This window comes from Pantoea sp. CFSAN033090, assembly GCF_001264395.1.
GTDB lineage: Bacteria > Pseudomonadota > Gammaproteobacteria > Enterobacterales > Enterobacteriaceae > Pantoea > Pantoea agglomerans.
Window position 1 is genome coordinate 407,303 of the sequence record NZ_LGYX01000001.1, and the last position, 22,683, is coordinate 429,985.

Below are 22,683 nucleotides of genomic sequence, written 5' to 3' on the forward strand. Positions count from 1 at the left end.
GCCATGGCCTTTTCTACCCCGATTGAGTGGCAGCAGTGCACCCCCGAACAGCAGCAGGCGCTGCTGTTACGTCCTGCTATCGCCGCCTCTGAAAACGTGACGCTGACGGTGCGCGATGTACTGGAGCAGGTAAAGCTGAACGGTGATGACGCCCTGCGCCAGTTCAGCGCCCGCTTCGACAAAGCGCAGGTGGATAACCTGCGTGTTACCGCGCAGCAAATCGCAGAAGCCAGCTTACGTCTGAGTGACGAGCTGAAGCAGGCGATGGCCGTCGCGGTGGGCAATATCGAAACCTTCCACAACGCGCAGATCCTGCCGCCGGTGGATGTGGAAACCCAGCCAGGCGTACGCTGCCAGCAGATTACCCGTCCGGTGAAATCGGTCGGACTCTATATTCCTGGTGGTTCCGCCCCGCTCTTCTCCACCGTGCTGATGCTGGCGACCCCGGCCCGTATCGCTGGCTGTGGCCGCGTGGTGCTCTGTTCGCCGCCGCCGATTGCCGATGAGATCCTGTATGCCGCCCAGCTGTGCGGCGTAGAAGAGGTGTTCCAGGTAGGCGGCGCGCAGGCCATCGCCGCGATGGCCTTCGGCACCGAAACCGTGCCACGCGTGGATAAGATTTTTGGCCCGGGCAACGCCTGGGTGACAGAAGCGAAACGTCAGGTAAGTCAGCGACTCGATGGCGCGGCGATTGATATGCCAGCGGGTCCTTCTGAAGTGCTGGTGATTGCGGATGAAGGCGCCACGCCCGCGTTTGTCGCGTCTGATTTGCTTTCACAGGCAGAGCATGGTCCCGACTCGCAGGTGATTCTGCTGACGCCTTCATTAAAGCTGGCCGAGGCGGTCGCGGTCGCGGTTGAGCAGCAGCTGGCGCAGTTGCCGCGGGCTGCCACAGCGCGTCAGGCGCTGGAAAGCAGCCGCCTGATTGTGGCGCGCGACCTTGAGCAGTGTGTCGCGATCTCTAATCTCTACGGCCCGGAGCACCTGATTCTGCAAACGCGCCAGCCGCGCGATCTGGTTGAGTCGATCACCAGCGCCGGTTCGGTATTTTTAGGCGACTGGTCGCCGGAGTCCGCGGGCGATTACGCCTCTGGCACCAATCACGTGTTACCGACCTACGGTTACACCTCGACCTGTTCCAGCCTGGGCCTGGCCGATTTCCAGAAACGCATGACGGTGCAGGAGCTGACGCCGCAGGGCTTCCTGAACCTGGCCGCCACCATTGAAACCCTGGCCGCCGCCGAGCAGCTGGATGCCCATAAGAATGCCGTCACCCTGCGCGTTGCCGCACTGAAGGAGCAAGCATGAGTCAGGATATTGAGCAGCTGGCGCGCGCCAATGTGCGCGCCCTGACGCCCTATATGTCGGCGCGTCGTCTGGGTGGCAACGGAGATGTCTGGCTCAATGCCAACGAGTTTCCGCTGCCGGTGCCGTTTGAGCTGTCGCAGCAGACGCTGAACCGCTATCCGGAGTGTCAGCCCAAACTGGTGATTGAGCGCTACGCTGCTTATGCGGGCTTAACGCCGGAGCAGGTGCTGGTGAGCCGTGGCGCGGATGAAGCAATCGAACTGATCATGCGTGCCTTCTGTGAACCGGGTCAGGATGCGATTCTGTTCTGTCCACCGACCTATGGCATGTACAGCGTCAGCGCCGAAACCATCGGCATTGAATACCGCACCGTCCCGGCCCTGAGCGACTGGCAGCTGAACCTGCCTGCCATTGCAGAGCAGCTGGATGGCGTCAAAGTGGTTTACCTCTGCAGCCCGAACAACCCGACCGGCAACCTGATCAATCAGGACGACATCCGTCAGCTGCTGGCGATGACCGCCGGTAAAGCGCTGGTAGTCGCAGATGAAGCCTATATTGAGTTCTGCCCGCAGGCGACCCTGACCGGCTGGCTGAAGGATTATCCGCATCTGGTAATCCTGCGTACGCTTTCTAAAGCCTTTGCGCTGGCTGGCCTGCGTTGCGGCTTTGCGCTGGCGAATAAGCCGGTCATCGACCTGCTGATGAAGGTGATCGCGCCCTACCCGCTGGCGACACCGGTGGCCGATGTCGCCGGTCAGGCACTGAGCGACCAGGGAATTGCGCTGATGCGTGAGCATGTGGCACAGCTGAATGAGAACCGTAGCTGGCTGCAGGCTGAACTGGCCCAGCTGGCCTGCGTTGAGCAGGTTTTCTCCAGTGAAACCAACTATGTGCTGGCGCGCTTTACCGATTCACCAAAAGTCTTCAAAACCTTATGGGATCAGGGCATTATCCTGCGTGATCAGAACAAAAATCCGGGCCTGTCGGGATGCCTGCGCATCTCCATCGGCACGCGTGAAGAGTGCGAACGAGTGATCGCCGCGCTGCAAGCCTTTTCTGTGGAGCAAGCATGAGCCAGAAGACCCTTTTTATTGACCGCGACGGTACGTTAATCTCTGAGCCGCCTGAAGATTATCAGGTGGACCGCATGGATAAGCTGGCGTTTGAGCCAGACGTTATCCCGGCGCTGCTGGCACTGCAGGCCGCCGGTTATCGCCTGGTCATGATCACTAACCAGGATGGTCTTGGCACCCCGGGTTTCCCGCAGGCCGATTTCGATGGTCCGCACAATCTGATGATGCAGATCCTGACCTCGCAGGGCATTGCGTTTGACGATGTGCTGATCTGCCCGCACATGCCGGACGATCACTGCGACTGTCGCAAGCCAAAAACCCGAATGGTGGAAGCCTGGCTGGCCGAAGGCGCGCTGGATACCGCCAACAGCTACGTGATTGGTGATCGCCTGACCGATGTCCAGCTGGCAGAGAACATGGGCATCCAGCCTATCCGCTACGGTGCTGACGGCCAGAACTGGCAGACTATCCAGCAGCGTCTGACCCAGCGTGACCGCCATTCGCTGGTGCAGCGCAACACCAAAGAGACACAGGTGCGGGTAGAACTGTGGCTGGATCGCGAAGGCGGCAGCAAGATTAATACCGGCGTGGGTTTCTTCGACCACATGCTGGACCAGATCGCCGTGCACGGCGGGTTCCGCATGAATATCGAAGTGAAAGGCGATCTCTATATTGACGATCACCACACGGTGGAAGATACCGGTCTGGCACTGGGCGAAGCGCTGCTGAAAGCGCTGGGTGACAAGCGTGGCATTGGCCGTTTTGGCTTTGTGCTGCCGATGGATGAATGTCTGGCGCGCTGCGCGCTGGATATCTCCGGCCGTCCGCACATCGAGTTCAAAGCGGAGTTCAACTATCAGCGCGTGGGCGACCTCAGCACCGAGATGGTCGAGCACTTCTTCAGCTCACTCTCCTACGCCATGATGAGCACCCTGCATCTTAAAACCAAAGGCAAGAATGACCATCACCGCGTCGAGAGCCTGTTTAAAGCTTTTGGCCGTACGCTGCGTCAGGCGATCCGCGTTGAGGGCAATACGCTGCCGAGCTCGAAGGGAGTGCTGTGATGAACGTGGTGATCATGGATACCGGTTGCGCCAACCTGTCGTCGGTGAAATGGGCGATTGAACGTCTGGGCTACACCCCGGAAGTAAGCCGCGATCCCGATGTGGTGCTGCGTGCCGACAAACTGTTTCTGCCCGGCGTCGGCACCGCACAGGCGGCAATGAATCAGCTGGAAGAGCGTGACCTGATCGATCTGGTGAAAGCCTGTACCCAGCCGGTGCTGGGGATCTGCCTGGGTATGCAGCTGCTGGGACGCGGCAGCGATGAAAACGGCGGCGTGCCGACGCTGGGGATTATCGATGAGCCGGTGTCGTTAATGGACACGCACGGCCTGCCGCTGCCACACATGGGCTGGAATCAGATTACCGCGCAGGCGGGCAATCATCTGTTCCGTGGCATCGACGAAGGCTGCTATTTCTACTTCGTCCACAGCTATGCCATGCCGGTCAACGCCAGCACTATCGCCCAGTGTCACTACGGTGAAGCTTTCACCGCCGCGGTGCAGAAAGATAACTTCTTTGGCGTCCAGTTCCACCCGGAACGCTCGGGCAAAGCGGGCGCGCAGCTGCTGAAAAACTTCCTGGAGATGTAATGATTATCCCCGCGTTAGATTTAATTGACGGCAAAGTGGTTCGTCTGCATCAGGGCGATTATGGACAGCAGCGCGATTACGGCAGCGATCCGCTGCCGCGTCTGCAGGATTACGTTCGCCAGGGCGCGACCGTGCTGCATCTGGTGGATTTAACCGGCGCGAAAGATCCGGCGAAACGCCAGATCGCGCTGCTGAAAACCCTGCTGGATGGCGTTGATGTGACGGTGCAGGTCGGTGGCGGCATTCGCAGCCGTGACGATGTTCATGCGCTGCTTGAAGCCGGAGCGAGTCGTGTGGTGGTCGGTTCCACCACGGTGAAACAGCCTGAAGAGGTAAAACGGTGGTTTGCGGAATTTGGCGCAGAGGCGATTGTGCTCGCGTTAGATGTGCGCATTGATGCCAGTAACCGCAAAGAAGTGGCAATCAGTGGCTGGCAGGAAGCGGCGGGTGTCACGCTGGAAGAGGTGATTACCGACTTTCAGCAGGTGGGCCTGAAGCACGTGCTGTGCACCGACATTTCTCGCGACGGCACCCTGAGCGGCTCCAATGTTGCGCTCTATCAGGAAGTGACGGCGCGCTTCCCGACGATTGCTTTTCAGTCCTCGGGTGGCATTGGCGACCTCAATGATATCGCCGCCCTGCGCGGCAGCGGCGTTCAGGGCGTGATTGTCGGACGTGCGCTGCTGGAAGATAAATTCACTGTTTCGGAGGCGATCGCATGCTGGCAAAACGGATAATTCCCTGCCTGGACGTACGTGACGGCCAGGTGGTCAAAGGCGTACAGTTTCGCAATCACGAAATCATCGGCGACATCGTGCCGCTGGCGCAGCGCTATGCCGCCGAAGGTGCCGACGAGCTGGTGTTCTATGATATCACCGCCTCATCCGATGGCCGGGTCGTCGACAAAAGCTGGGTCTCGCGGGTTGCGGAAGTAATCGATATCCCGTTCTGCGTCGCGGGCGGCATTAAAACCCCGGAAGACGCAGCGCGCATTCTGGAGTTTGGCGCAGATAAGATTTCGATTAACTCGCCGGCGCTGGCCGACCCCACGCTGATCACCCGCCTCGCGGACCGTTTTGGCGTGCAGTGTATTGTGGTCGGGATCGATACCTGGTTTGATGAAGCCAGCGGTAAATATCAGGTGAATCAGTATACCGGCGACGAAGCGCGCACCCGCGTGACGCAGTGGGAAACGCTGGAGTGGGTGCAGGAAGTGCAGAAGCTGGGCGCAGGCGAGATCGTACTGAACATGATGAATCAGGATGGCGTGCGTAACGGCTATGACCTGGTGCAGCTGAAGAAAATGCGTGAAGTCTGCAACGTCCCCCTGATCGCCTCTGGCGGTGCAGGCACCATGCAGCACTTCCTGGATGCGTTTACTGAAGCTAACGTGGATGGTGCTTTAGCCGCCTCGGTATTCCATAAGCAGATTATTAATATTGGTGAGCTGAAGAGCTTTCTGATCGACAACGGAGTGGAGATTCGCGCGTGCTAACTGAACAACAACTGGCCCTTCTCGACTGGGATAAAACACAGGGCATGATGCCGGTCATTGTCCAGCACTTCGTCTCAGGCGAAGTGCTGATGCATGGCTACATGAACCCGGCCGCGCTGGAGAAAACGCTGGCAGAAAGCAAGGTCACCTTTTTCTCCCGCACCAAAAATCGCTTGTGGACCAAAGGCGAAACCTCCGGCAACTTTTTGCAGGTCGTGAGCATCACGCCTGACTGCGACAATGACACCCTGTTAGTGCTGGCGGATCCTATTGGCCCGACCTGCCATCTGGGCACCACCAGCTGCTTCTCACCGGCGGTCCCTGAGTGGACGTTCCTCTATCAGCTTGAGCAGTTGCTGGCTTCGCGCAAAACCGCCGATCCTGAAAGCTCCTACACCGCACGACTCTACGCCAGCGGCACCAAACGCATCGCGCAGAAAGTGGGTGAAGAAGGCGTTGAAACCGCACTGGCCGCCACGGTCAACGATCGGGATGAACTCACCAACGAAGCTTCTGACCTGGTCTATCACCTGATGGTGCTGTTGCAGGATCAGGATCTCGACTTCCGCGCCGTGATTAACAACCTGCGTGACCGCCATAAGTAACTATGCAATATGCTGCTCAGAATGCCGTTTTTATGCGGATTCTGAGCAGTCTTCAGCTCATTCCTCACGTCCATCCGGCACAATGACGGCAACTCAAACCTCAGGGAGAGAACCGTGACCACCCATGAGAAATTAATCGCCCTGCTCGACCAGCACCAGGCACGCTATCGCCTGATGGAGCATGAGGCGACCGGTAAATGTGAAGCGGTCGCGGCGATACGCGGCACCGAAATCGGCCAGGGTGCTAAAGCGCTGGTCTGTCATGTGAAAGGCAACGGCGTTAAACAGCATGTACTGGCGGTTTTACCTGCCGATCATCAGGCCGATCTGGGCAAAGTCGCGGCAGCAGTCGGAGGAAGACGCGCCTCACTCGCCAGTCCGGCGGAAACCGATCTGCTGACCGGCTGCGTATTCGGGGCGATACCACCGTTCAGCTTTCATCCCGACCTCAGACTGGTTGTTGACCCCGCGCTGTTTGAACGTTATCCGGAGATCGCGTTTAACGCTGGTCTGCTGGAACGTTCAGTGATCCTGAATACCGAAGATTATCGCGCGTTATGCGCGGCTGACGTGGTGAAGATTACGCAGTAATTGCCATCCCGGCAGCCCGGCGATACTCTGCATAATCACTCATCACGACAGAATAAGAGCAAAATCATGAACATTTTCACTCAACGCCTGCGTCAGACGCTGGCTGTGGCGGTTATGGCAGGCTGCGCTTTTGGCGCGCAGGCAAAAATCGAACAGGTGCGTTTCGCGGTCGATCCGACCTATCCGCCCTTCGAATCGAAAACGCCACAGGGCAAGCTGGTCGGCTTTGATATTGATCTGGGCAACGCGCTCTGTACTCAGATGCAGGCAAAATGTGTCTGGGTTGAAAGCCAGTTTGACGGCATGATCCCGGCCCTTAAAGCGCGTAAATTTGATGCCATTCTGTCCGACATGGGCATTACCGAAGAGCGCCTGAAGCAGATTGATTTCACCGCGCCGCTCTATGACACCCACACCCAGCTGATTGCCCGTAAAGGTGCTGGCATACTGCCCACCGTTGAATCCCTGAAAGGAAAAACGGTCGGCGTAGAACAGGGAACGGTTCAGGAGCGCTATGCGCTGGCGAAATGGCAGCCTCACGGTGTGACCGTGGTGCCTTATGGCGATCAGGCACAGGTTGAAAGCGATCTGGTTTCAGGCCGACTGGATGCGGTATTCACTGATGCGGCACAGGCGGCCGTCGGCTTCCTGAAGCATCCGCAGGGCAAAGATTTTGAACTGGCTGGCCCGATTATACAGGATCCGATCATCGGCCCCGGCACGGCGATTGGCCTGCGTAAAGGCGATACCGAGCTGAAAACCGCACTGGATAACGCCTTCGTCGAAATCAAAAAGAATGGCACCTTTGACCAGATTCAGAAGCGCTACTTCGCCACGGATATCTCTATCCAGCCTTAACCTCGCGGTCGCCCTTTTTCATCCTCACCGCGATCCGGCACTATACTCTAACTATTTCGGGACGGCGCGCTGTCGTCCTTTGCCGATTAAAGGACATTAACACGGTATGCATCAACAACATCATCCACTGTTAAGCGCCTCTTTAGGCACCCAGCGTGAAATCATCAGTTTCCATTTCGCGGAAGACAACGAGCGTCAGGTCTACATCCAGGCTGCGCTGCATGGCGACGAACTGCCCGGTATGGCGGTGGCGTGGTTTTTAAAGCAGCGACTACAGGCGCTGGAGTCCGCCGGTCAACTTAAAGCCGCCTTTACCCTGGTGCCGGTTGCCAATCCCCTGGCGCTGGGACAGCACTGGCATGGCACCCATCTTGGCCGATTCCATACGCTCTCTGGCCAGGACTTCAACCGCCGTTTCCCGTCACTGGGCGCAACCCTGGCGGCCGGGCTGGCTGAGAGTCTGACCCAAAGTGAAACGCAAAATAAGAGCCTGATCCGCGAGGCGATTGATCGTCACTATCGTGATACCGTGCCAAAAACCGAGCTGGATGCGCAACGCCACACGCTGATGCGGATGGCCAGTCAGGCCGATCTGATGATTGATCTGCACTGTGACTGGGAAGCCGTGCCTCACCTCTACACCACGCCGCACGCCTGGCCGGACATTGAGCCGCTGGCGCGCTGGTTAGGCAGTGAGGTGCAGCTGCTGGCGCAGATCTCTGGCGGTGAGCCGTTTGATGAAGCCTGTTGCGAACCCTGGCTGACGCTGGCGGAACGGTTTGGCAAAGATTATCCGATGCCACGCGGATTGCTGCCGGTGACGCTGGAGTTGCGTGGCGTGCGTGATGTGTCGCCTGAACAGGCGGAGAAAGACGCGGAGGCGATTATTTCAGCGCTACAGGAAGGCGGTTATATCGGCTACAGCGAGCCTGCGATTTCCGTGGAGGTGGCGGCACCCGTGATTGGCGGCGACGAACTTGTCCCGGCGAGCGCGGGCGGAGACGATATCGTGGCTATCAATGACGGCCCGATTGGTTTAAACGTGCCAGATATCGCTGAAGCACCTGGAGAGGCTGGCGTCATCAAAGAGCGTCACAGCGAAGGATCGGCGGCGGCCTCCCCTGCCCTGAAAAATCCACCTACGCCGTTAGCGGGCTGTGAATATATTCATTCACCGGTATCCGGTCTGATCCTGCATCGTAAGCCGCTGGGCGCAAAGATTCGGCCGGGAGAAGTGGTGGCGGAGATTGTTGACCCGATAACTGACCAGATTACGCCGCTGGTGACGGAACATGGCGGTATTCTCTATGCGAGACACTGGGCTAAGTTTGCGACGGCAGGCATGCTGGTGGTGAGGCTGGCAGGTGAGCGAGAGATTCGGAGCGGGGATTTGCTGGTAGGATAAATTCATAAAAGGCCGCAGTAAGATGCGGCCAAGATGATTTTTTATTATATAACTCGGCTAATACTGATGATTTATTATGTAAAGTTCTAATCATTAACGGATCAATAAAATTAGTCGATAATTTTGGCGTTTTTAAATAAAAAATATTTAGAAGTAAGGTAATTAACAAACAAACCTGCCAGACTTCCTAAAGCCACAGCAATTACAGGATAACCTTGTATTATGACAGATAAAGATATTGCTGCTGCATATGCACAATAATTCACACAACCGCCAATTAGCATAAGCTTCAAATAATGAAGAAACTCATGCCATACAGGTAAACCAGAATGCATATTTTTAAAAGTAATTAATTTATTTAAACCCCAGGTTGTTATTACCGCAAAGAAAAAAGATATACCTCTTGAGATATAGAGTCCAAATTCATTTTTCAAAATATAAAGCAATGAAGAATCCACAACAAAGCCTATAACACCTACAAATACAAAAAGGAAAAAGCTCATAAATGAATCCAGTTATAGCAAGGGAAAGGGCATGCCCTTTCCCTTACATCAGAATTTAACGACAACAGGTTTTGCACCCAGCCAATCAAACCATGCTACACCTTCTTCAAGTAATGAAACTGAAATGTAGTCATCCGGTTTGAAATCATCTGGCAACTTAATATCCATACTCACTTCTTTTTTGCCAACTGATAACTGAGGGACATCTAAATGCATATAGTCATGGTTTTTTAACTTTCCATCGGAATTATATAATTTTATTCCCACCTTGAGGGGTCGGTAGCTACCCTCTCCTAAATTAAAGTCTGAGTTGTTAGTGAGCATTACAGTTATGCCATAATTTTTTCTTACCGCCTGATTTATGACGATACCTGAAGCCTTAATGTCGACTTTGTCGAATATTTTAGAAGTGATCCCTAAAGGTTGATGAGGTTTGAACTCTGTCCATTTAAGATTTTCAAGATCAAACTCACACATTCCATTAGCAATATTGTTATTATTTATGTAATTTTGTACTCTTGCCATGTATGACTGAAGTGGATTTAACGCAAAGTCCCATCCAGGAGGATTAAATGTTGAGAAACCATTAATTGTTCTGAGATTATAAACTTCAGAAATCAACATGGCATCAACATTATGTGGGTAATAGGAAATAGTTATATTATCAGTAACGATAGGAAATTCACCTTTCCGTTGACCTACTACATAAAAAGCTTTACAGCCCTTAGGTGGGACAGGTACTGAATTTATAAAACGTTTATTGTCTTCCCTATTAAACGCAGCGTTATGGGCAAAATTCACCTGTTCAAGTATTAATAGTATGGAAAGAGCAGAAAATAACACCCATCCCCGCTTGCTAGCGATTTTATCTAAGAACCATGTTGAAACTAGTACCACAGGAAAAATCAGGAACAGGAAATATCGACCGGTCACCCTCATTCCTTTAGCGCCAGGAAAATACTGCCAAATAAACTTCCAGAGAAAAATATCCCCGAATTTTATTGCAAACAGAGCGGTAACCACAGTCGTCAGACATACTGAAAAAATAAAAATTTCGAAAGTAGATTTGATTTTTTTAAATGAAAGACAGGCCAATGTTATTAACAAGATTAATAAACTGATAGGCGCCAATCCAATACTAAATTCGCCAACACGATTAAGATTATCGATATTACTGAAAAAAGCATTAGTTAATTTACCAAAAATTAAATTGTATTCTCCAGGATCAATAACATTGTAAGGAACAGGTGCATAGTATTCTACCGCATATAATGACTGGCCTCCTGTCTCACTTGCTTTTGGTAAATAAACCTTCAAAAAAGGCATCAAAAAAAACATTAAAACAACAATAGGAACAATCAATACCTTAAGGGAAACCTTAATCTTTAAGTTATTACGATATTCTTTATTACTAACGCAAAAAAACATGAAGATAAAAGAGCACACCACAAAAAAAAGAATAAAGCACCAAGCCATATAATAGCTTGTAAAAAGCCAAAGTGATAAAAGTAAAGAAGCAAAGCAACCATTAATGAGAGTTTTTTTAGAATCGTTAAATTTCAAAGACTGGAAATATCTTAAAACAAAAATAGTTAATAATGGCGCAAATGCGATACTCAATAATTGAGCATGACGCATGTGCACTGCCATTAAATTACCGAGCGTAAACGCAGTTGCACCAATCAATGACACCCAAAAACTAAATTTAAATACTTTTTTTGCTAAAAAATAAAAACTAAAAAAACCAATTATTTTTAATGATATATTAACCAAATCTGTCGAAATAAATAAATCAAAGCCTAACAATCTAAAAATAGAGTAAAAAACACCATATAAGAAATAGCCATCATTGTATCCAAGCGTATTAGTAAAAGGATAAAAATAACCAACCGTATCCCATTTTGATTTGCCTTGTATTACATTATACCAATGCTGAAGTAAGTTAGTTTCAATTAAAGCGTCAAAGCGATCGCCGAGTAATATATTGAAGGTTGAGAAAAACAAATTATGAAACAGCACTACTATTGATGCAATGCAAGCCAATAATAAAAAACATAAACGTAGAGCTCTGTTATTATTCAACACGGCCATTCCCTCGCGGTAATAATGAGCATGAAAGATATGCTAATCTTTTTATTTCTCTCCGCGCCAGCGTGACATTTTCAAGAATTAACCCAGCTAAAAAAGAAAAAGAAGACACGATTACCAAACCAGTCGATAGTAACGCCGTGGGCAACCGGGGAACTAATCCGGTTTCAAAATAATATGAAGCAAGCGGAAGAGCAAGTATAAAGCTAACAATAAATAGTATAGCTGCAATAATACCAAAGAATGCAAGTGGCCTTTCTGATGAATAAAGTTTGATAATCATTTTCAAGATCTTCAAACCATCTTTATAAGTACTCAATTTGCTAGAAGACCCTTCCATTCTCGCACCATAAGGTGTGAGGAATTCCCCGTAAGGCATTCTGAGCTCAAGAGCATGGACAGTTAACTCAGTTTCCGTTTCAAATCCTCGCGCCATAGCGGGGAATGATTTAGCATAACGAGATGAAAACACTCTATATCCTGATAACATATCAGAAAAATTTCCACCAAATATACTTTTAACACAACCTGTTAACATTTTATTGCCAAATGTATGCCCAGGTCTATAAGCCTGTTCATCATCATGTTTGCGAACACCGACTACCATATCCAGACGTTCAGCAATAAGTTTATCAATCATCATTGGTGAGCAAGACGCATCATAAGTTGCATCACCATCGACCATGACATAAATATCCGCATTTACATTCGCGAACATTCTTCTAACAACATTACCCTTACCTTGTTCTTTGACCGAGTAAACTTGAGCACCCGCTTTTTTCGCTTCAGCTATAGTGTTATCTCGTGAATTATTGTCAAAAACAAATATAGCTGCTTCAGGCAACGCATTTCTGAAATCAGAAATAACTTTACTAATGGATACGCCTTCGTTATAGCAAGGTATAACAACTGCAATACTAGGATTTTCTTTGCTGTTCATTTTTTAATCAAGATTGTTTGGTTGAGATTATTCTTCCCTGATTTTTAATATCAGAACCCAGAATGTATATTTTTCATATCAAAGTAATATCTATAATCAGCCCGACATATAGTCGGGCTGATAAATTGACTTAATCTAACCACTCAGTATGGAACACACCGTCTTTATCAATGCGCTTGTAGGTATGCGCACCGAAGTAGTCACGCTGCGCCTGAATCAGGTTAGCAGGGAGCACTTCTGAACGGTAGCTGTCGTAGTAAGCGATCGCCGCAGAGAAGGTTGGCGTCGGGATACCGTTCTGAATCGCGTAGGAAACTACATCACGCAATGCCTGCTGATACTGATCAGCGATATCTTTGAAGTACGGAGCCAGAAGCAGGTTAGCGATGCCTGCATCTTCTGCGTATGCATCAGTAATCTTCTGCAGGAACTGGGCACGGATAATGCAGCCAGCGCGGAAGATCTTCGCGATTTCGCCGTAGTGCAGATCCCAGTTGTTCTCTTCAGACGCGGCACGCAGCTGTGAGAAGCCCTGAGCATAAGAAACGATTTTACCCAGATACAGAGCGCGACGAACTTTTTCGATGAATTCCGCTTTATCACCGGTGAAGGCCTTCGCCTGTGGACCGCTCAGTACTTTAGAGGCTGCCACACGCTGGGTTTTCAGCGAGGAGAGGTATCGAGCGAACACAGACTCAGTGATCAGTGACAGAGGTTCGCCGAGATCCAGTGAGCTCTGGCTGGTCCATTTACCGGTGCCTTTGTTCGCTGCTTCATCCAGAATCACATCAACCAGGTATTTACCTTCTTCGTCTTTCTTGGTGAAGATATCTTTGGTGATGTCGATCAGGTAGCTGCTCAGTTCGCCGTTGTTCCAATCAGTGAAGGTCTCAGCCAGCTCTTCGTTGTTCAGACCCAGCGCGCCTTTCAGCAGAGCATAGGCTTCAGCGATCAGCTGCATGTCGCCATACTCGATGCCGTTGTGAACCATCTTCACATAGTGGCCCGCGCCGTCCGGACCGATGTAAGCCACACAGGCTTCGCCATCTTCTGCACGTGCAGCAATTTTATCCAGAATCGGTGCAACCAGCTCGTAGGCTTCTTTTTGACCGCCAGGCATGATAGATGGGCCTTTCAGTGCGCCCTCTTCACCACCGGAGACACCGGTACCGATGAAGTTGAAGCCCTGGTCAGAAAGCTCTTTGTTACGACGGATAGTATCTTTATAGAAGGTGTTACCGCCATCGATCAGGATGTCGCCTTTATCCAGGTGTGGAGTCAGGGAGGCGATTGTCTTATCGGTCGCTTCACCCGCCTGAACCATCAGCAGGATACGACGAGGTTTTTCCAGCGATTCGACAAACTCTTCAACGGTGTAAAAAGGAGCAAGTTTCTTGCCCTGGTTCTCGGCGATGACTTCATCAGTCTTTTCGCGTGAACGGTTAAAGATAGAAACAGTGTAACCGCGGCTCTCAATGTTAAGAGCCAAATTGCGGCCCATTACTGCCATACCTACAACGCCGATCTGTTGCTTGGACATTACATACTCCTGTCTGTGGTCTCGCATGGTGTTACCCGTAACACCACTTTGTAAGTGATCAGTATGTTAACTCAGGATAGCGGATTAAAGGTAATGAATGGTGCGGTCGCGCAGATGAAATTATCTGAAAATAAATCACACACTTAACAAGGATTTATAAAGCTTGGTATAGCTTTGAATCATTCTATCTGCTGTGAAAAGGGCTTCAAAGCGTGCCAGCGCCGCAGCACCATAGGTCGTTGCCAGCTCTGGGTTCTGCCAGATTTCATCCATCGCCCGTCGTAATGCTGCGGGATCAGATGGAGGGACGACTAATCCTGTGACCCTATCAATATTGATAAAGGTTGTTCCCGTTCCGATCTCGCTGGAGATTAGTGGTTTTGAATAGAGAGCTCCTTCCAGCAAAGAGATTCCGAAAGCTTCTGAACGTAAATGAGACGGGAAAACCAGGCAGGTACATAACTGTAGCAAGGCAGATTTTTCGCTGTCTTTAAGCGCACCCAGGAAATGAATATTGTTAACGCCTAACTGCTGCGCCTGCGATTTCAGCTCAGCCTCAATAGGTCCTGCACCAACCACAACGATTGGATAATGGCTGTTCTTTGCCGCCTCGATTAAGATATGCAGGCCTTTATAATAACGAAACGTTCCAATAAAGAGAAAGAAACCATCCGGAAATCTTGCCTGCCATTTTTGCAGAACGGCAGGATCGTTATTTTGATAAAACTGTTTATCAAGACCGTAAGGAATAACTTCAACTTTATCTTTGAACTGCTGCAGGACCGGGCTACTTTCAACATAGTTAGGCGACGCGGCAACGATGCGGTCTACACTGGAGAGAAAGCGGTTCATCAATGGAGTGTAGAGCTTCAACAATGACTTTTGCTTGACGATGTCTGAGTGATAGCTCACAACAGAAGGTTTTTTCTTTGCCAGTGAAAAATGCAGCACATCCATAAACGGATAGGGAAAATGATAATGGATAATATCTGCGTCTTTAGCGAGTTCTTTAAAGCAACGGAATGAGTCCAGCGAAAAGGGAGTCGAAGCAATTTCGAAAAACGTCTTGCTCCTGACGCATTTATGATGATCCAGTTTAAACGCATCAGCTTTATCAGGATTAGGGCTATGTGTATAAACCGTAGAAGCGATATTTTCTTTGACACCTCCCTCTGAAAGCTGATAGATGACTTGCTCAATACCACCAAATGTGTCGGGATAGTACGTTTTATAACAATGCAGGACTTTTATCATTCTTGTAAATTAACCAATTTATATGCTTTGATAGTCTCACGGGCACAATTTACCCAAGAGAATTTTGCATTTTGCAAAAAGCCACGATCAATAAGTTCAGCACGCAGTGAATCGTTGAGAATGATATCACTGATGTATTGAGCAAGTTGATCGACATCATCTGGATCTACCATTAACCCGGCATCGCCTGCAACTTCTGGTAATGATGAGACGTTAGAGGTAATAACAGGAGTGCCTGCGGCCATCGCTTCAAGGACAGGTAAACCAAAGCCTTCATATCTCGAAGGAAATAAGAACGCACGACAGGCGGAGAAAAGAACTGATAAGCTTTGTTGATCGGTATATCCCAGGTATTTTATCCAGCCTCGCTGCGAACCTATATCAAACAGGCGGTGCAGCTCTTCACTTTCCCACCCCTGATAACCAGAGATAACCAGTGGAAAGCGCAAACTCATCTCTAGCGGTAATTTTTGATAAGCTAATAACAGGTTTTTTATGTTTTTACGGGGTTCAATTGTGCCCGCAAAAAAAGTGAACTGCCCATAGGCCAAATCATATCTCTCAAGCACCTGCTGACACTGATTCTCTTTACGAGGTAAAAAATCACCGCTACTGGCCAAAGGAGCAACCACAATTCGTTCAGGATCAAAGTTAAAAAAGTCTGAAACTTCATTTTTGGTAAAATTTGAGTCAGTAATCAAAAATTTTGCGCGGCTGACGGAGCTATGAAGCTCCTTTTTCATTAAATGAACGCGACCCTTGGGGTGATATTCCGGGAAATGAAAAATAGAGAGATCGTGAAAAGTGGCACATGATTTTTTATGCCCTGGCGGAATATAGTAATTAGGGCTATGAAAAATATAATCTGTATAGGATTTTAGCGCATAGCTTTTTAGAGCAGGCACGGTAAGTCGATAAATATCGGAAACAAGACGGCTATTTCTAAGCTGTTTTTTTAATTTACTGGCGGAGATTGAAGGAGAGTTAACCAAGGCAGGCAGGTCATCAACAACCTTGAATCCTGATAAATATTTTATTGCATCTATTTCAGGATTTGCTTTGAGGTTATTGATAAGCTCCAGAGCATAACGTCCAATACCAGTGACAGGGAATTTTATCGAATCGGTTGAAATAATTATTTTCACGCCAAAATCCAAATAGCCCCTTGCGGGGCTAAATTTTATATCAGAAAGAGAAACCAGCTTTATTGCGACGTAGATCTGCTTCTACCATCATTTCACAAAGTTTTTCAAGCGATGTTTCAGGTTTCCATCCTAACTCTGCATAAGCTTTTTCAGGATTACCAATCAACAACTCAACTTCAGCAGGACGATAGAATTTTGGATTGATCTTGACCAGTACATTACCTGTGTCAGCATCTTTACCAATTTCACCTTCATCTTTACCAGAAAACACAATATTGATGCCAGCTGCTTTAAACGCCATAGTAACGAAATCACGGACCGTTTCAGTTCGATTAGTCGCTAATACATAGGTTTCTGGCTTGTCTGCCTGCAACATGCGCCACATACCTTCAACGTATTCTTTCGCAAAGCCCCAATCGCGTTTAGCATCAAGATTGCCTAATTCTAATACGTCAGTTAAGCCTAACTTAATTTTTGCAACGGTGTCTGTAATTTTACGGGTTACGAATTCGCGGCCACGCAGTGGAGATTCATGGTTGAAGAGAATGCCGCTGGACGCAAAAATATCATAGCTTTCGCGATAGTTAACGGTAATCCAGTGCGCATAGAGTTTAGCCACACCATAGGGACTGCGTGGATAAAATGGCGTGCTCTCAATCTGTGGGATTGCCTGCACTTTACCAAACATTTCTGAAGTAGAAGCCTGGTAAAAACGAATTTTAGGATTAACAATACGAATGGCTTCAAGCAGATTCAACGGTCCAATACCGGTAATCTCAGCGGTGGTGACCGGCTGGTCAAAAGATACGCCAACAAAGCTTTGGGCAGCTAGGTTGTAGACTTCTGAAGCATCAGTGTCTTTGAGCAAGCGAATACTCGCTGCAAGATCGGTAAGATCGTATTCAACAAGATGTAAATTCTGGTGTTTCGCAATACCTAACTCTTCAATACGCCAAAAATTTACAGAACTGGTACGACGGTAAGTACCGAATACTTTGTACCCTTTTTCAAGTAAAAGCTCAGCTAAGTAAGCGCCGTCCTGACCTGTGATACCAGTTACTACTGCAGTTTTCATGCTATGACCTCAACAATTGCTAAGCTAATTGCTTATAATTAATCATCCCTGTTGGATGACTTTTCGGTGAGACTTCTTCAGGAAGTACTCTTCGACATATTTGAAAGAAAATATGGATATAGTTAATCCGATAAACATCATCACCGCACAGATTGAGCCAAAACTTAAAAGCGCCTGCGGATTTTTGATGATTTTATTTGCCAACGTGATTACATAAAAATTAACACTCAGATGCCAAAGGTAAAACGAATAACTAATTTTACCCATCAACTGAGCTGGACTCCAGCTAATAAATTTATTGAAGTGATATTTATTAATTACGAAGAAAAGAAATACCGGGAAGACTGTCACAATCAATACCGGTACCCGGACATTCTTTTGAGTTAAAGGCACCTGGAATAAATAGCTGAATGTCAATATGACGCCTGCCAGCAGGACTATATATCCTGCTCCGCGGGTAAAGATAGCTTTAAGCACCCCAGTTCTGAGCCTTTCTATTTCAACACACAAGGCACCGAGCCAAAAAGCCATAATAAAGACAATGTCTGTAGTTCCTGTCATTATCTGGAAAGGCTGCATGAAAAGTATGATAATGAAGACTGAAAACAGCGTCACCCATACAAATCGCTTAAGTGTAGCAACCAGTGGCAATACAAAATAGAAAAGCCATTCCCAGCGCAACGTCCAGATGTTGTTAATGCGCAGGTACATATCTTTATGGAAAACATCGTTGACATTGCCAATGCTATTTATAACCGTGCCAAATCCAAAGCCATAATTGCGGATTAATGCCAGCAACTGTTCTTTATTTGGTAATACAAAGCCCGCTGTTGCCCAGTCCAGAAACATGACACCAGTGATCATGACGAACATAGCGGGAACCAGGCGGCACGCGCGCTTGTAGAAAAAAGTGTCAGCCTTGAAAGCACCCGCTCTTATCTGTCCCCAAAATAGGTGGCCGGTGAGCATAAAAAAGAGCAGTACACCTATCTCCCCCATTGCAGCAGCAATGACCTGAGCTTTGGCATAGCCAAAATACATGGTTGAATGAGCGCCAAAAACAAGGAATGCGGCAATACCCCTTAATACCTCTAACGAATATGAAAATCCGGGATTCTCTTTTGATTCAACACCAACCCGACGCGCCATCGATGAAACATACAGGCAGTCGATGATATACAAAATAACAACCAAAAAAACATAAAAAAGTTCTCGCCGCATCCTGTCACACTCAACTTAATTCGCGTTATACATCGACGTTAATATTTGTTTCAAATCGAGAAGATTAGGCGTATGACCCAGGTATTTATGAAGCTGGTCCGGATTGCCGACCAGACGCCAGACTTCATTACTCCGTACATAGTTGTTAACGATCTCTACGCGTGGACGGAAACCACTGATTTCAGCCAAAGTATCCAGTACGTCGTGGCCGGTCCAACCCCGACCAGTACAAAGGTTAAGTGTGAAAGGATCACGATGCTCCTGTGAAATAAGCTGCGAAATCATTGCGGCGCAACCTTTCGCCTCAACGTAGTCGCGAACAGAGTCAATATTCCCTAACTGCAACAGTTCTTTTTTCTCACGGAAATGTTTAACAATTTTAGGCACCAGGAATGACTCAGCCTGCCCTGTTCCGATAACATTAAAAGGACGGACAATGTGGATTTTCAGCTTGTCATTGTAGCTCCGCGTCAACATTTCCATAATCATTTTGCTATAGGAATAATGATTACTAGGATTATAAGGTAATGATTCAGAAAGATACTCATCTTCCTGATTACCGTAGACACCTGCGGTACTGGCTAATAACATTGTCGGTGACTTAATCTGAGCATCAACGACTGCGTTAATAAGATTTTCTGATCCCAGAACATTTACGGCATATATTTGCTCTACATTTCCATGAGTCACCAGAGCGATAGCGGCCAAATGAACAATCCAGGTTGGCTGAAACTCTTCGATAATTTCCGTTAGTTTTTTACGGTCAAAAAGAGTCACTGACACAAAGTCTTCACTGGGTGCAGGTCCGACACAAGTGCCCAGTACGGTAGCACCACGGCCTCTCAGTTCGCTCATAAGATAACGGCCGATAAAACCTGATCCTCCGGTTACCAACACACGTTGTTTTTCCATCATTATTCTCCTTTTGCCGCTTTTAAACCGAGAAGGTTTTGATACACATTATTGGCACAGTTTTGCCAGGTTATGGTGTCCCACTCTTCCTGAATGCGTTTTTCAAAATTCTTCACCTCTGCAGGGTGTTGAATATAATGCTGCATTTTTTCTGCCCAGCCTGTTACGTCCCACGGATCAACATAGTCGACCAGGTCTCTGCCGGTTTCCATTAATGGGTCAACTGCAGAAGTCAGACAAAATTTACCATACCCCAGACTCTCAGGCAGAGTTAAGCTCCAGCCTTCATACAGACTAGGAAGCAGGGTAAATAAGCAGTTACGATAAAGAACATCAAGTTCCTGGTCGGACGTTCTCAGCATCAGAATTTTACCTCTGACACGACTGTCACGCTGAATGATTTCAAATAGATCTTTCGCTTTCCAGCCCGGGCCACCCACGAATACCATCTGTGGTAGTTCACAATCTGGATCTTTCAATAACTCCAGGTAAGCTTTGTAGATAACTTCGTGGTTTTTACGTATCTCCAGTGTTCCCACAGAGAGCATATAATTACCCGTTATTCCCAGGCGTTTAAGGATCTCTTCATCCTGTGAATGATCCTGTGCCGGCGCAATGTCAGAGCCAAATTTGATCGCAATACCGTTGGTCACCGGCCAGCCAAAACGACGCTGCCACGCCTGACCGTCACGTTTCGCCGTTTCACCACCGTACATGATGGTGTTGCTTGCCAAAGAAGCGAGATAGTAAAAACGGTTATACCAGTCAAAGGCTTCACGTGCGTGAAGTTGTGGCGTAATAAGCGGTGTCATATCGTAGATAATCTGCGAATAGATAAACCCGATTTGTTGCTTAGCTTTGATGATTTCGATGAGCGGACGCTCATCCCAGTTAATGCCCGCTGAGAAAACAATGTCATCTTTGCGGAACGGGAGATCAAGAGCCTGCCCTTTAATTTTATGAGCCACGGCCTTCATCATGGCTTCATTTCTTTCTTCAATGGTCAACTCAGCCTGTGTTGCTATCATTGCTGGTGAAGCTGTAGCCGGAATCAGCCCTTTTTTATCAGCATAAGATATCGCTTTTTTTCTTAACGATCCGGGCAGAGCACTAATGAAGTAAGCACCTGCCTTAGAATAATGGCTTAGTAAAGAAGGTGACGGTGCCGCTTTAACTTCTTGTCTCTTAACTTCTGTGGTTACCAGCGGATTTCGGATCATCTCATCGAAAGGCAAGCGGTGCCCACGCCCCTGCTGCTCTGCCTCTCCCCAGAATTGCTGGAAATCGGCATACTGCGATGTAACATCCGCAGAATCAAAGAGCCACAATAATTTTTCTTTCGGCACTTCGAAAAAAGCATCTTCATGGAAAGCGTAAAAACGTAAACCACGGAATATTTTTGAAAGATGATGAGCAAGGATTAGTTCCGTGCGGATGATACCAGTCACGCCACCTCTCCACATGCCATAGGATAGCGTCAGATCGTACCAGATATTTTGCTGTTCTGATTTATCGCCAATCTGATCATTCAGCGTTTCAACCGCGGCTAAAACATTCTGACCACACTCTGTCCAGGTAGTAGAATGCCATTCCTGACGAATACGCTCTTCAGCCTGCGCCAGGGCAGTTGGATGAGATATATACTCTTTAATTCCCTCAACCCATGCATTGACGTCAAAAGGCTTAACAAACTTAGGAAAGTCTTTACCAATCTCGTGCAATGGTTCGATATCAGATGCAATGCAAGGTTTACCATAGCTAAAACTTTCCGGCATCGGTAAAGCCCAGCCCTCATAGAGAGAAGGTAATAATGTGAATTTGCAATTACGGTATAAAACGTCTAATTCTTCATCGCTTGGCGCTGTAATAATAATGTTATTACCTATGCGCGGATCGCGTTTAATAGAATCAATAAGATCTTCAGTTCGCCAGCCCGGACGACCAACAAAGACTATCTGAGGCAAAGGAGTGAAGCCTGATTCAGATAATCTCGCCATCGCCTTGTAGAGCACATCGTGATTTTTACGCACCTCAATTGTGCCAACAGTGATAAGGAAATCACGCTCCACACCAAGGCGTGCGAGAATTTCGGCATCACGTGAGCTATCTTTAATACGAACTGGATCTGTTCCGCCGTAGGGCACAGATATACTTGGAGGCGAATTCCATCCATTTTTCTTCTGATAGGCAATACCGTCCTTCTGAGGACTGTTACCACCATAGACAATAAAATCGCAGTTCTCAGAAATCCAGTGAAAGTACTTTCTGAAATTCTCTTCTAAATCTTGCCGGTAAAGATGATGAGTAGTTTCACCCACCAGTATGGTGTCATAAACCATATAGCCAATCTTGATTTTAGGCTTCTGGTTTTTAAGTTTAGTGAAATACTGCTCTTTTCCACTGTCAGACCATCCCACACTCAAAATAATATCGTCTTCACCGTATGGATGCGTAAAACCAGCATCCTTCTGGACTTTAACTTCAGCACCCGACGATGCATACGCGACTTTGTTACGATTGCGCAGGATATTATAATTAATTAAACCACCTACAACTTTACCCGGCAGCCATGAAATAACGCGCATCGGCATTTTAAGTTTCGGCGGTGAATGTTCAACCGCTAAAGCTAGTGAGTGCTGAAAACGCCGCCCCCGGCTTGGTAATTCTTTTTCAAGCGACTTGAGAAAAAGATCCACTTTCTTTTCTGATTCGTCAGGTTGATTTGCTCTTTTATCGTTATCAGGTTGATACTTTCTATTTTTGAGATAAATATCAGCAACGTTTGAATCAGTATAAATCCATGGGATGTCATTGCGGTTAATTTCAACGAATTTTCCATGATCAAACATACTAAATTTAACATTTGGATATAATCTTGCCAGCGCTGCACCAACTTCAAGCTCAGCACGGACGATACCCACGACTCCACCGGTCCACTGCATAGAAGTTGTTAAATCAAACCAGAAATTATTTTTCATTTTACAATCCTACAAAAATATTCATTATCTATTCAGCA

General features: G+C 48.1%; 20 protein-coding genes. 10 read left to right on the top strand and 10 right to left on the bottom strand.

Going from position 1 to position 22,683, the window contains the following annotated elements; genetic code table 11:
* Nucleotides 1–3 precede the first annotated feature (3 nt).
* The 10 genes from hisD to AFL22_RS01965 all read left to right on the top strand — a co-directional run bounded on the left by hisD (nt 4) and on the right by AFL22_RS01965 (nt 8,989).
* Nucleotides 4–1,308, top strand: a complete 1,305-nt coding sequence (hisD, locus tag AFL22_RS01920) for a histidinol dehydrogenase (RefSeq protein ID WP_010670959.1) — start codon at nt 4–6, stop codon at nt 1,306–1,308.
* Nucleotides 1,305–2,381 carry a histidinol-phosphate transaminase gene (gene hisC, locus AFL22_RS01925; RefSeq protein WP_052270667.1) on the top strand — a complete coding sequence of 359 codons (1,077 nt, stop codon included), beginning with the start codon at nt 1,305–1,307 and terminating at the stop codon, nt 2,379–2,381. The genes hisD and hisC overlap by 4 nt, the downstream gene beginning before the upstream one ends.
* Nucleotides 2,378–3,445: a bifunctional histidinol-phosphatase/imidazoleglycerol-phosphate dehydratase HisB gene (hisB, locus tag AFL22_RS01930; protein WP_052270668.1), complete on the top strand. Its 1,068-nt coding sequence runs from the start codon at nt 2,378–2,380 to the stop codon at nt 3,443–3,445. Before hisC ends, hisB begins: the two co-directional genes overlap by 4 nt.
* Nucleotides 3,445–4,035, top strand: coding sequence for an imidazole glycerol phosphate synthase subunit HisH (hisH, locus tag AFL22_RS01935; protein WP_008926061.1), 591 nt, complete (start codon nt 3,445–3,447; stop codon nt 4,033–4,035). Before hisB ends, hisH begins: the two co-directional genes overlap by 1 nt.
* The gene (gene hisA / locus AFL22_RS01940) at nt 4,035–4,772 is read left to right on the top strand and encodes a 1-(5-phosphoribosyl)-5-[(5-phosphoribosylamino)methylideneamino]imidazole-4-carboxamide isomerase (RefSeq protein ID WP_052270669.1); all 738 of its coding nucleotides are present in this window, start codon (nt 4,035–4,037) and stop codon (nt 4,770–4,772) included. Before hisH ends, hisA begins: the two co-directional genes overlap by 1 nt.
* Entirely contained in the window at nt 4,754–5,530 is a 777-nt protein-coding gene (gene hisF, locus AFL22_RS01945; protein WP_010670962.1) for an imidazole glycerol phosphate synthase subunit HisF, read from the top strand. The genes hisA and hisF overlap by 19 nt, the downstream gene beginning before the upstream one ends.
* The gene (hisIE, locus tag AFL22_RS01950) at nt 5,524–6,135 is read left to right on the top strand and encodes a bifunctional phosphoribosyl-AMP cyclohydrolase/phosphoribosyl-ATP diphosphatase HisIE (RefSeq protein ID WP_033778806.1); all 612 of its coding nucleotides are present in this window, start codon (nt 5,524–5,526) and stop codon (nt 6,133–6,135) included. Before hisF ends, hisIE begins: the two co-directional genes overlap by 7 nt.
* 114 nt (nt 6,136–6,249) lie before the next feature.
* The gene (locus tag AFL22_RS01955; protein WP_022625009.1) at nt 6,250–6,726 is read left to right on the top strand and encodes a YbaK/prolyl-tRNA synthetase associated domain-containing protein; all 477 of its coding nucleotides are present in this window, start codon (nt 6,250–6,252) and stop codon (nt 6,724–6,726) included.
* A gap of 66 nt (nt 6,727–6,792) precedes the next feature.
* Nucleotides 6,793–7,584: an ABC transporter substrate-binding protein gene (locus AFL22_RS01960; RefSeq protein ID WP_052270670.1), complete on the top strand. Its 792-nt coding sequence runs from the start codon at nt 6,793–6,795 to the stop codon at nt 7,582–7,584.
* A 106-nt stretch (nt 7,585–7,690) separates the two neighbouring features.
* Nucleotides 7,691–8,989, top strand: coding sequence for a succinylglutamate desuccinylase/aspartoacylase family protein (locus AFL22_RS01965; protein ID WP_033758378.1), 1,299 nt, complete (start codon nt 7,691–7,693; stop codon nt 8,987–8,989).
* Nucleotides 8,990–9,099: 110 nt separating this feature from the next.
* Here AFL22_RS01965 and AFL22_RS01970 read toward each other — a convergent pair whose 3' ends face one another.
* The 10 genes from AFL22_RS01970 to AFL22_RS02015 all read right to left on the bottom strand — a co-directional run bounded on the left by AFL22_RS01970 (nt 9,100) and on the right by AFL22_RS02015 (nt 22,645).
* Nucleotides 9,100–9,492 carry a GtrA family protein gene (locus AFL22_RS01970; RefSeq protein WP_052270671.1) on the bottom strand — a complete coding sequence of 131 codons (393 nt, stop codon included), beginning with the start codon at nt 9,490–9,492 and terminating at the stop codon, nt 9,100–9,102.
* A gap of 48 nt (nt 9,493–9,540) precedes the next feature.
* Nucleotides 9,541–11,577 carry a hypothetical protein gene (locus tag AFL22_RS01975; protein ID WP_156311570.1) on the bottom strand — a complete coding sequence of 679 codons (2,037 nt, stop codon included), beginning with the start codon at nt 11,575–11,577 and terminating at the stop codon, nt 9,541–9,543.
* Complete coding sequence (locus tag AFL22_RS01980; protein WP_052270673.1) at nt 11,567–12,520, bottom strand: glycosyltransferase family 2 protein; 954 nt, start codon at nt 12,518–12,520, stop codon at nt 11,567–11,569. Before AFL22_RS01980 ends, AFL22_RS01975 begins: the two co-directional genes overlap by 11 nt.
* A gap of 130 nt (nt 12,521–12,650) precedes the next feature.
* On the bottom strand, nt 12,651–14,060 hold the full coding sequence (gndA, locus tag AFL22_RS01985) for an NADP-dependent phosphogluconate dehydrogenase (protein ID WP_045140292.1): 1,410 nt from the start codon (nt 14,058–14,060) through the stop codon (nt 12,651–12,653).
* 135 nt (nt 14,061–14,195) lie between these two features.
* Complete coding sequence (locus AFL22_RS01990; protein ID WP_052270674.1) at nt 14,196–15,314, bottom strand: glycosyltransferase family 4 protein; 1,119 nt, start codon at nt 15,312–15,314, stop codon at nt 14,196–14,198.
* Entirely contained in the window at nt 15,311–16,459 is a 1,149-nt protein-coding gene (locus tag AFL22_RS01995; RefSeq protein WP_052270697.1) for a glycosyltransferase family 1 protein, read from the bottom strand. Before AFL22_RS01995 ends, AFL22_RS01990 begins: the two co-directional genes overlap by 4 nt.
* Nucleotides 16,460–16,499: 40 nt before the next feature.
* Complete coding sequence (gene gmd / locus AFL22_RS02000) at nt 16,500–17,534, bottom strand: GDP-mannose 4,6-dehydratase (protein ID WP_052270675.1); 1,035 nt, start codon at nt 17,532–17,534, stop codon at nt 16,500–16,502.
* 42 nt (nt 17,535–17,576) lie between these two features.
* Nucleotides 17,577–18,755: an acyltransferase gene (locus AFL22_RS02005; protein ID WP_082239095.1), complete on the bottom strand. Its 1,179-nt coding sequence runs from the start codon at nt 18,753–18,755 to the stop codon at nt 17,577–17,579.
* Between the two features lie 15 nt (nt 18,756–18,770).
* Nucleotides 18,771–19,670, bottom strand: coding sequence for a GDP-mannose 4,6-dehydratase (locus AFL22_RS02010; RefSeq protein WP_082239097.1), 900 nt, complete (start codon nt 19,668–19,670; stop codon nt 18,771–18,773).
* On the bottom strand, nt 19,670–22,645 hold the full coding sequence (locus AFL22_RS02015) for a glycosyltransferase (protein WP_082239098.1): 2,976 nt from the start codon (nt 22,643–22,645) through the stop codon (nt 19,670–19,672). The genes AFL22_RS02010 and AFL22_RS02015 overlap by 1 nt, the downstream gene beginning before the upstream one ends.
* Between the last annotated feature and the right edge of the window lie 38 nt (nt 22,646–22,683).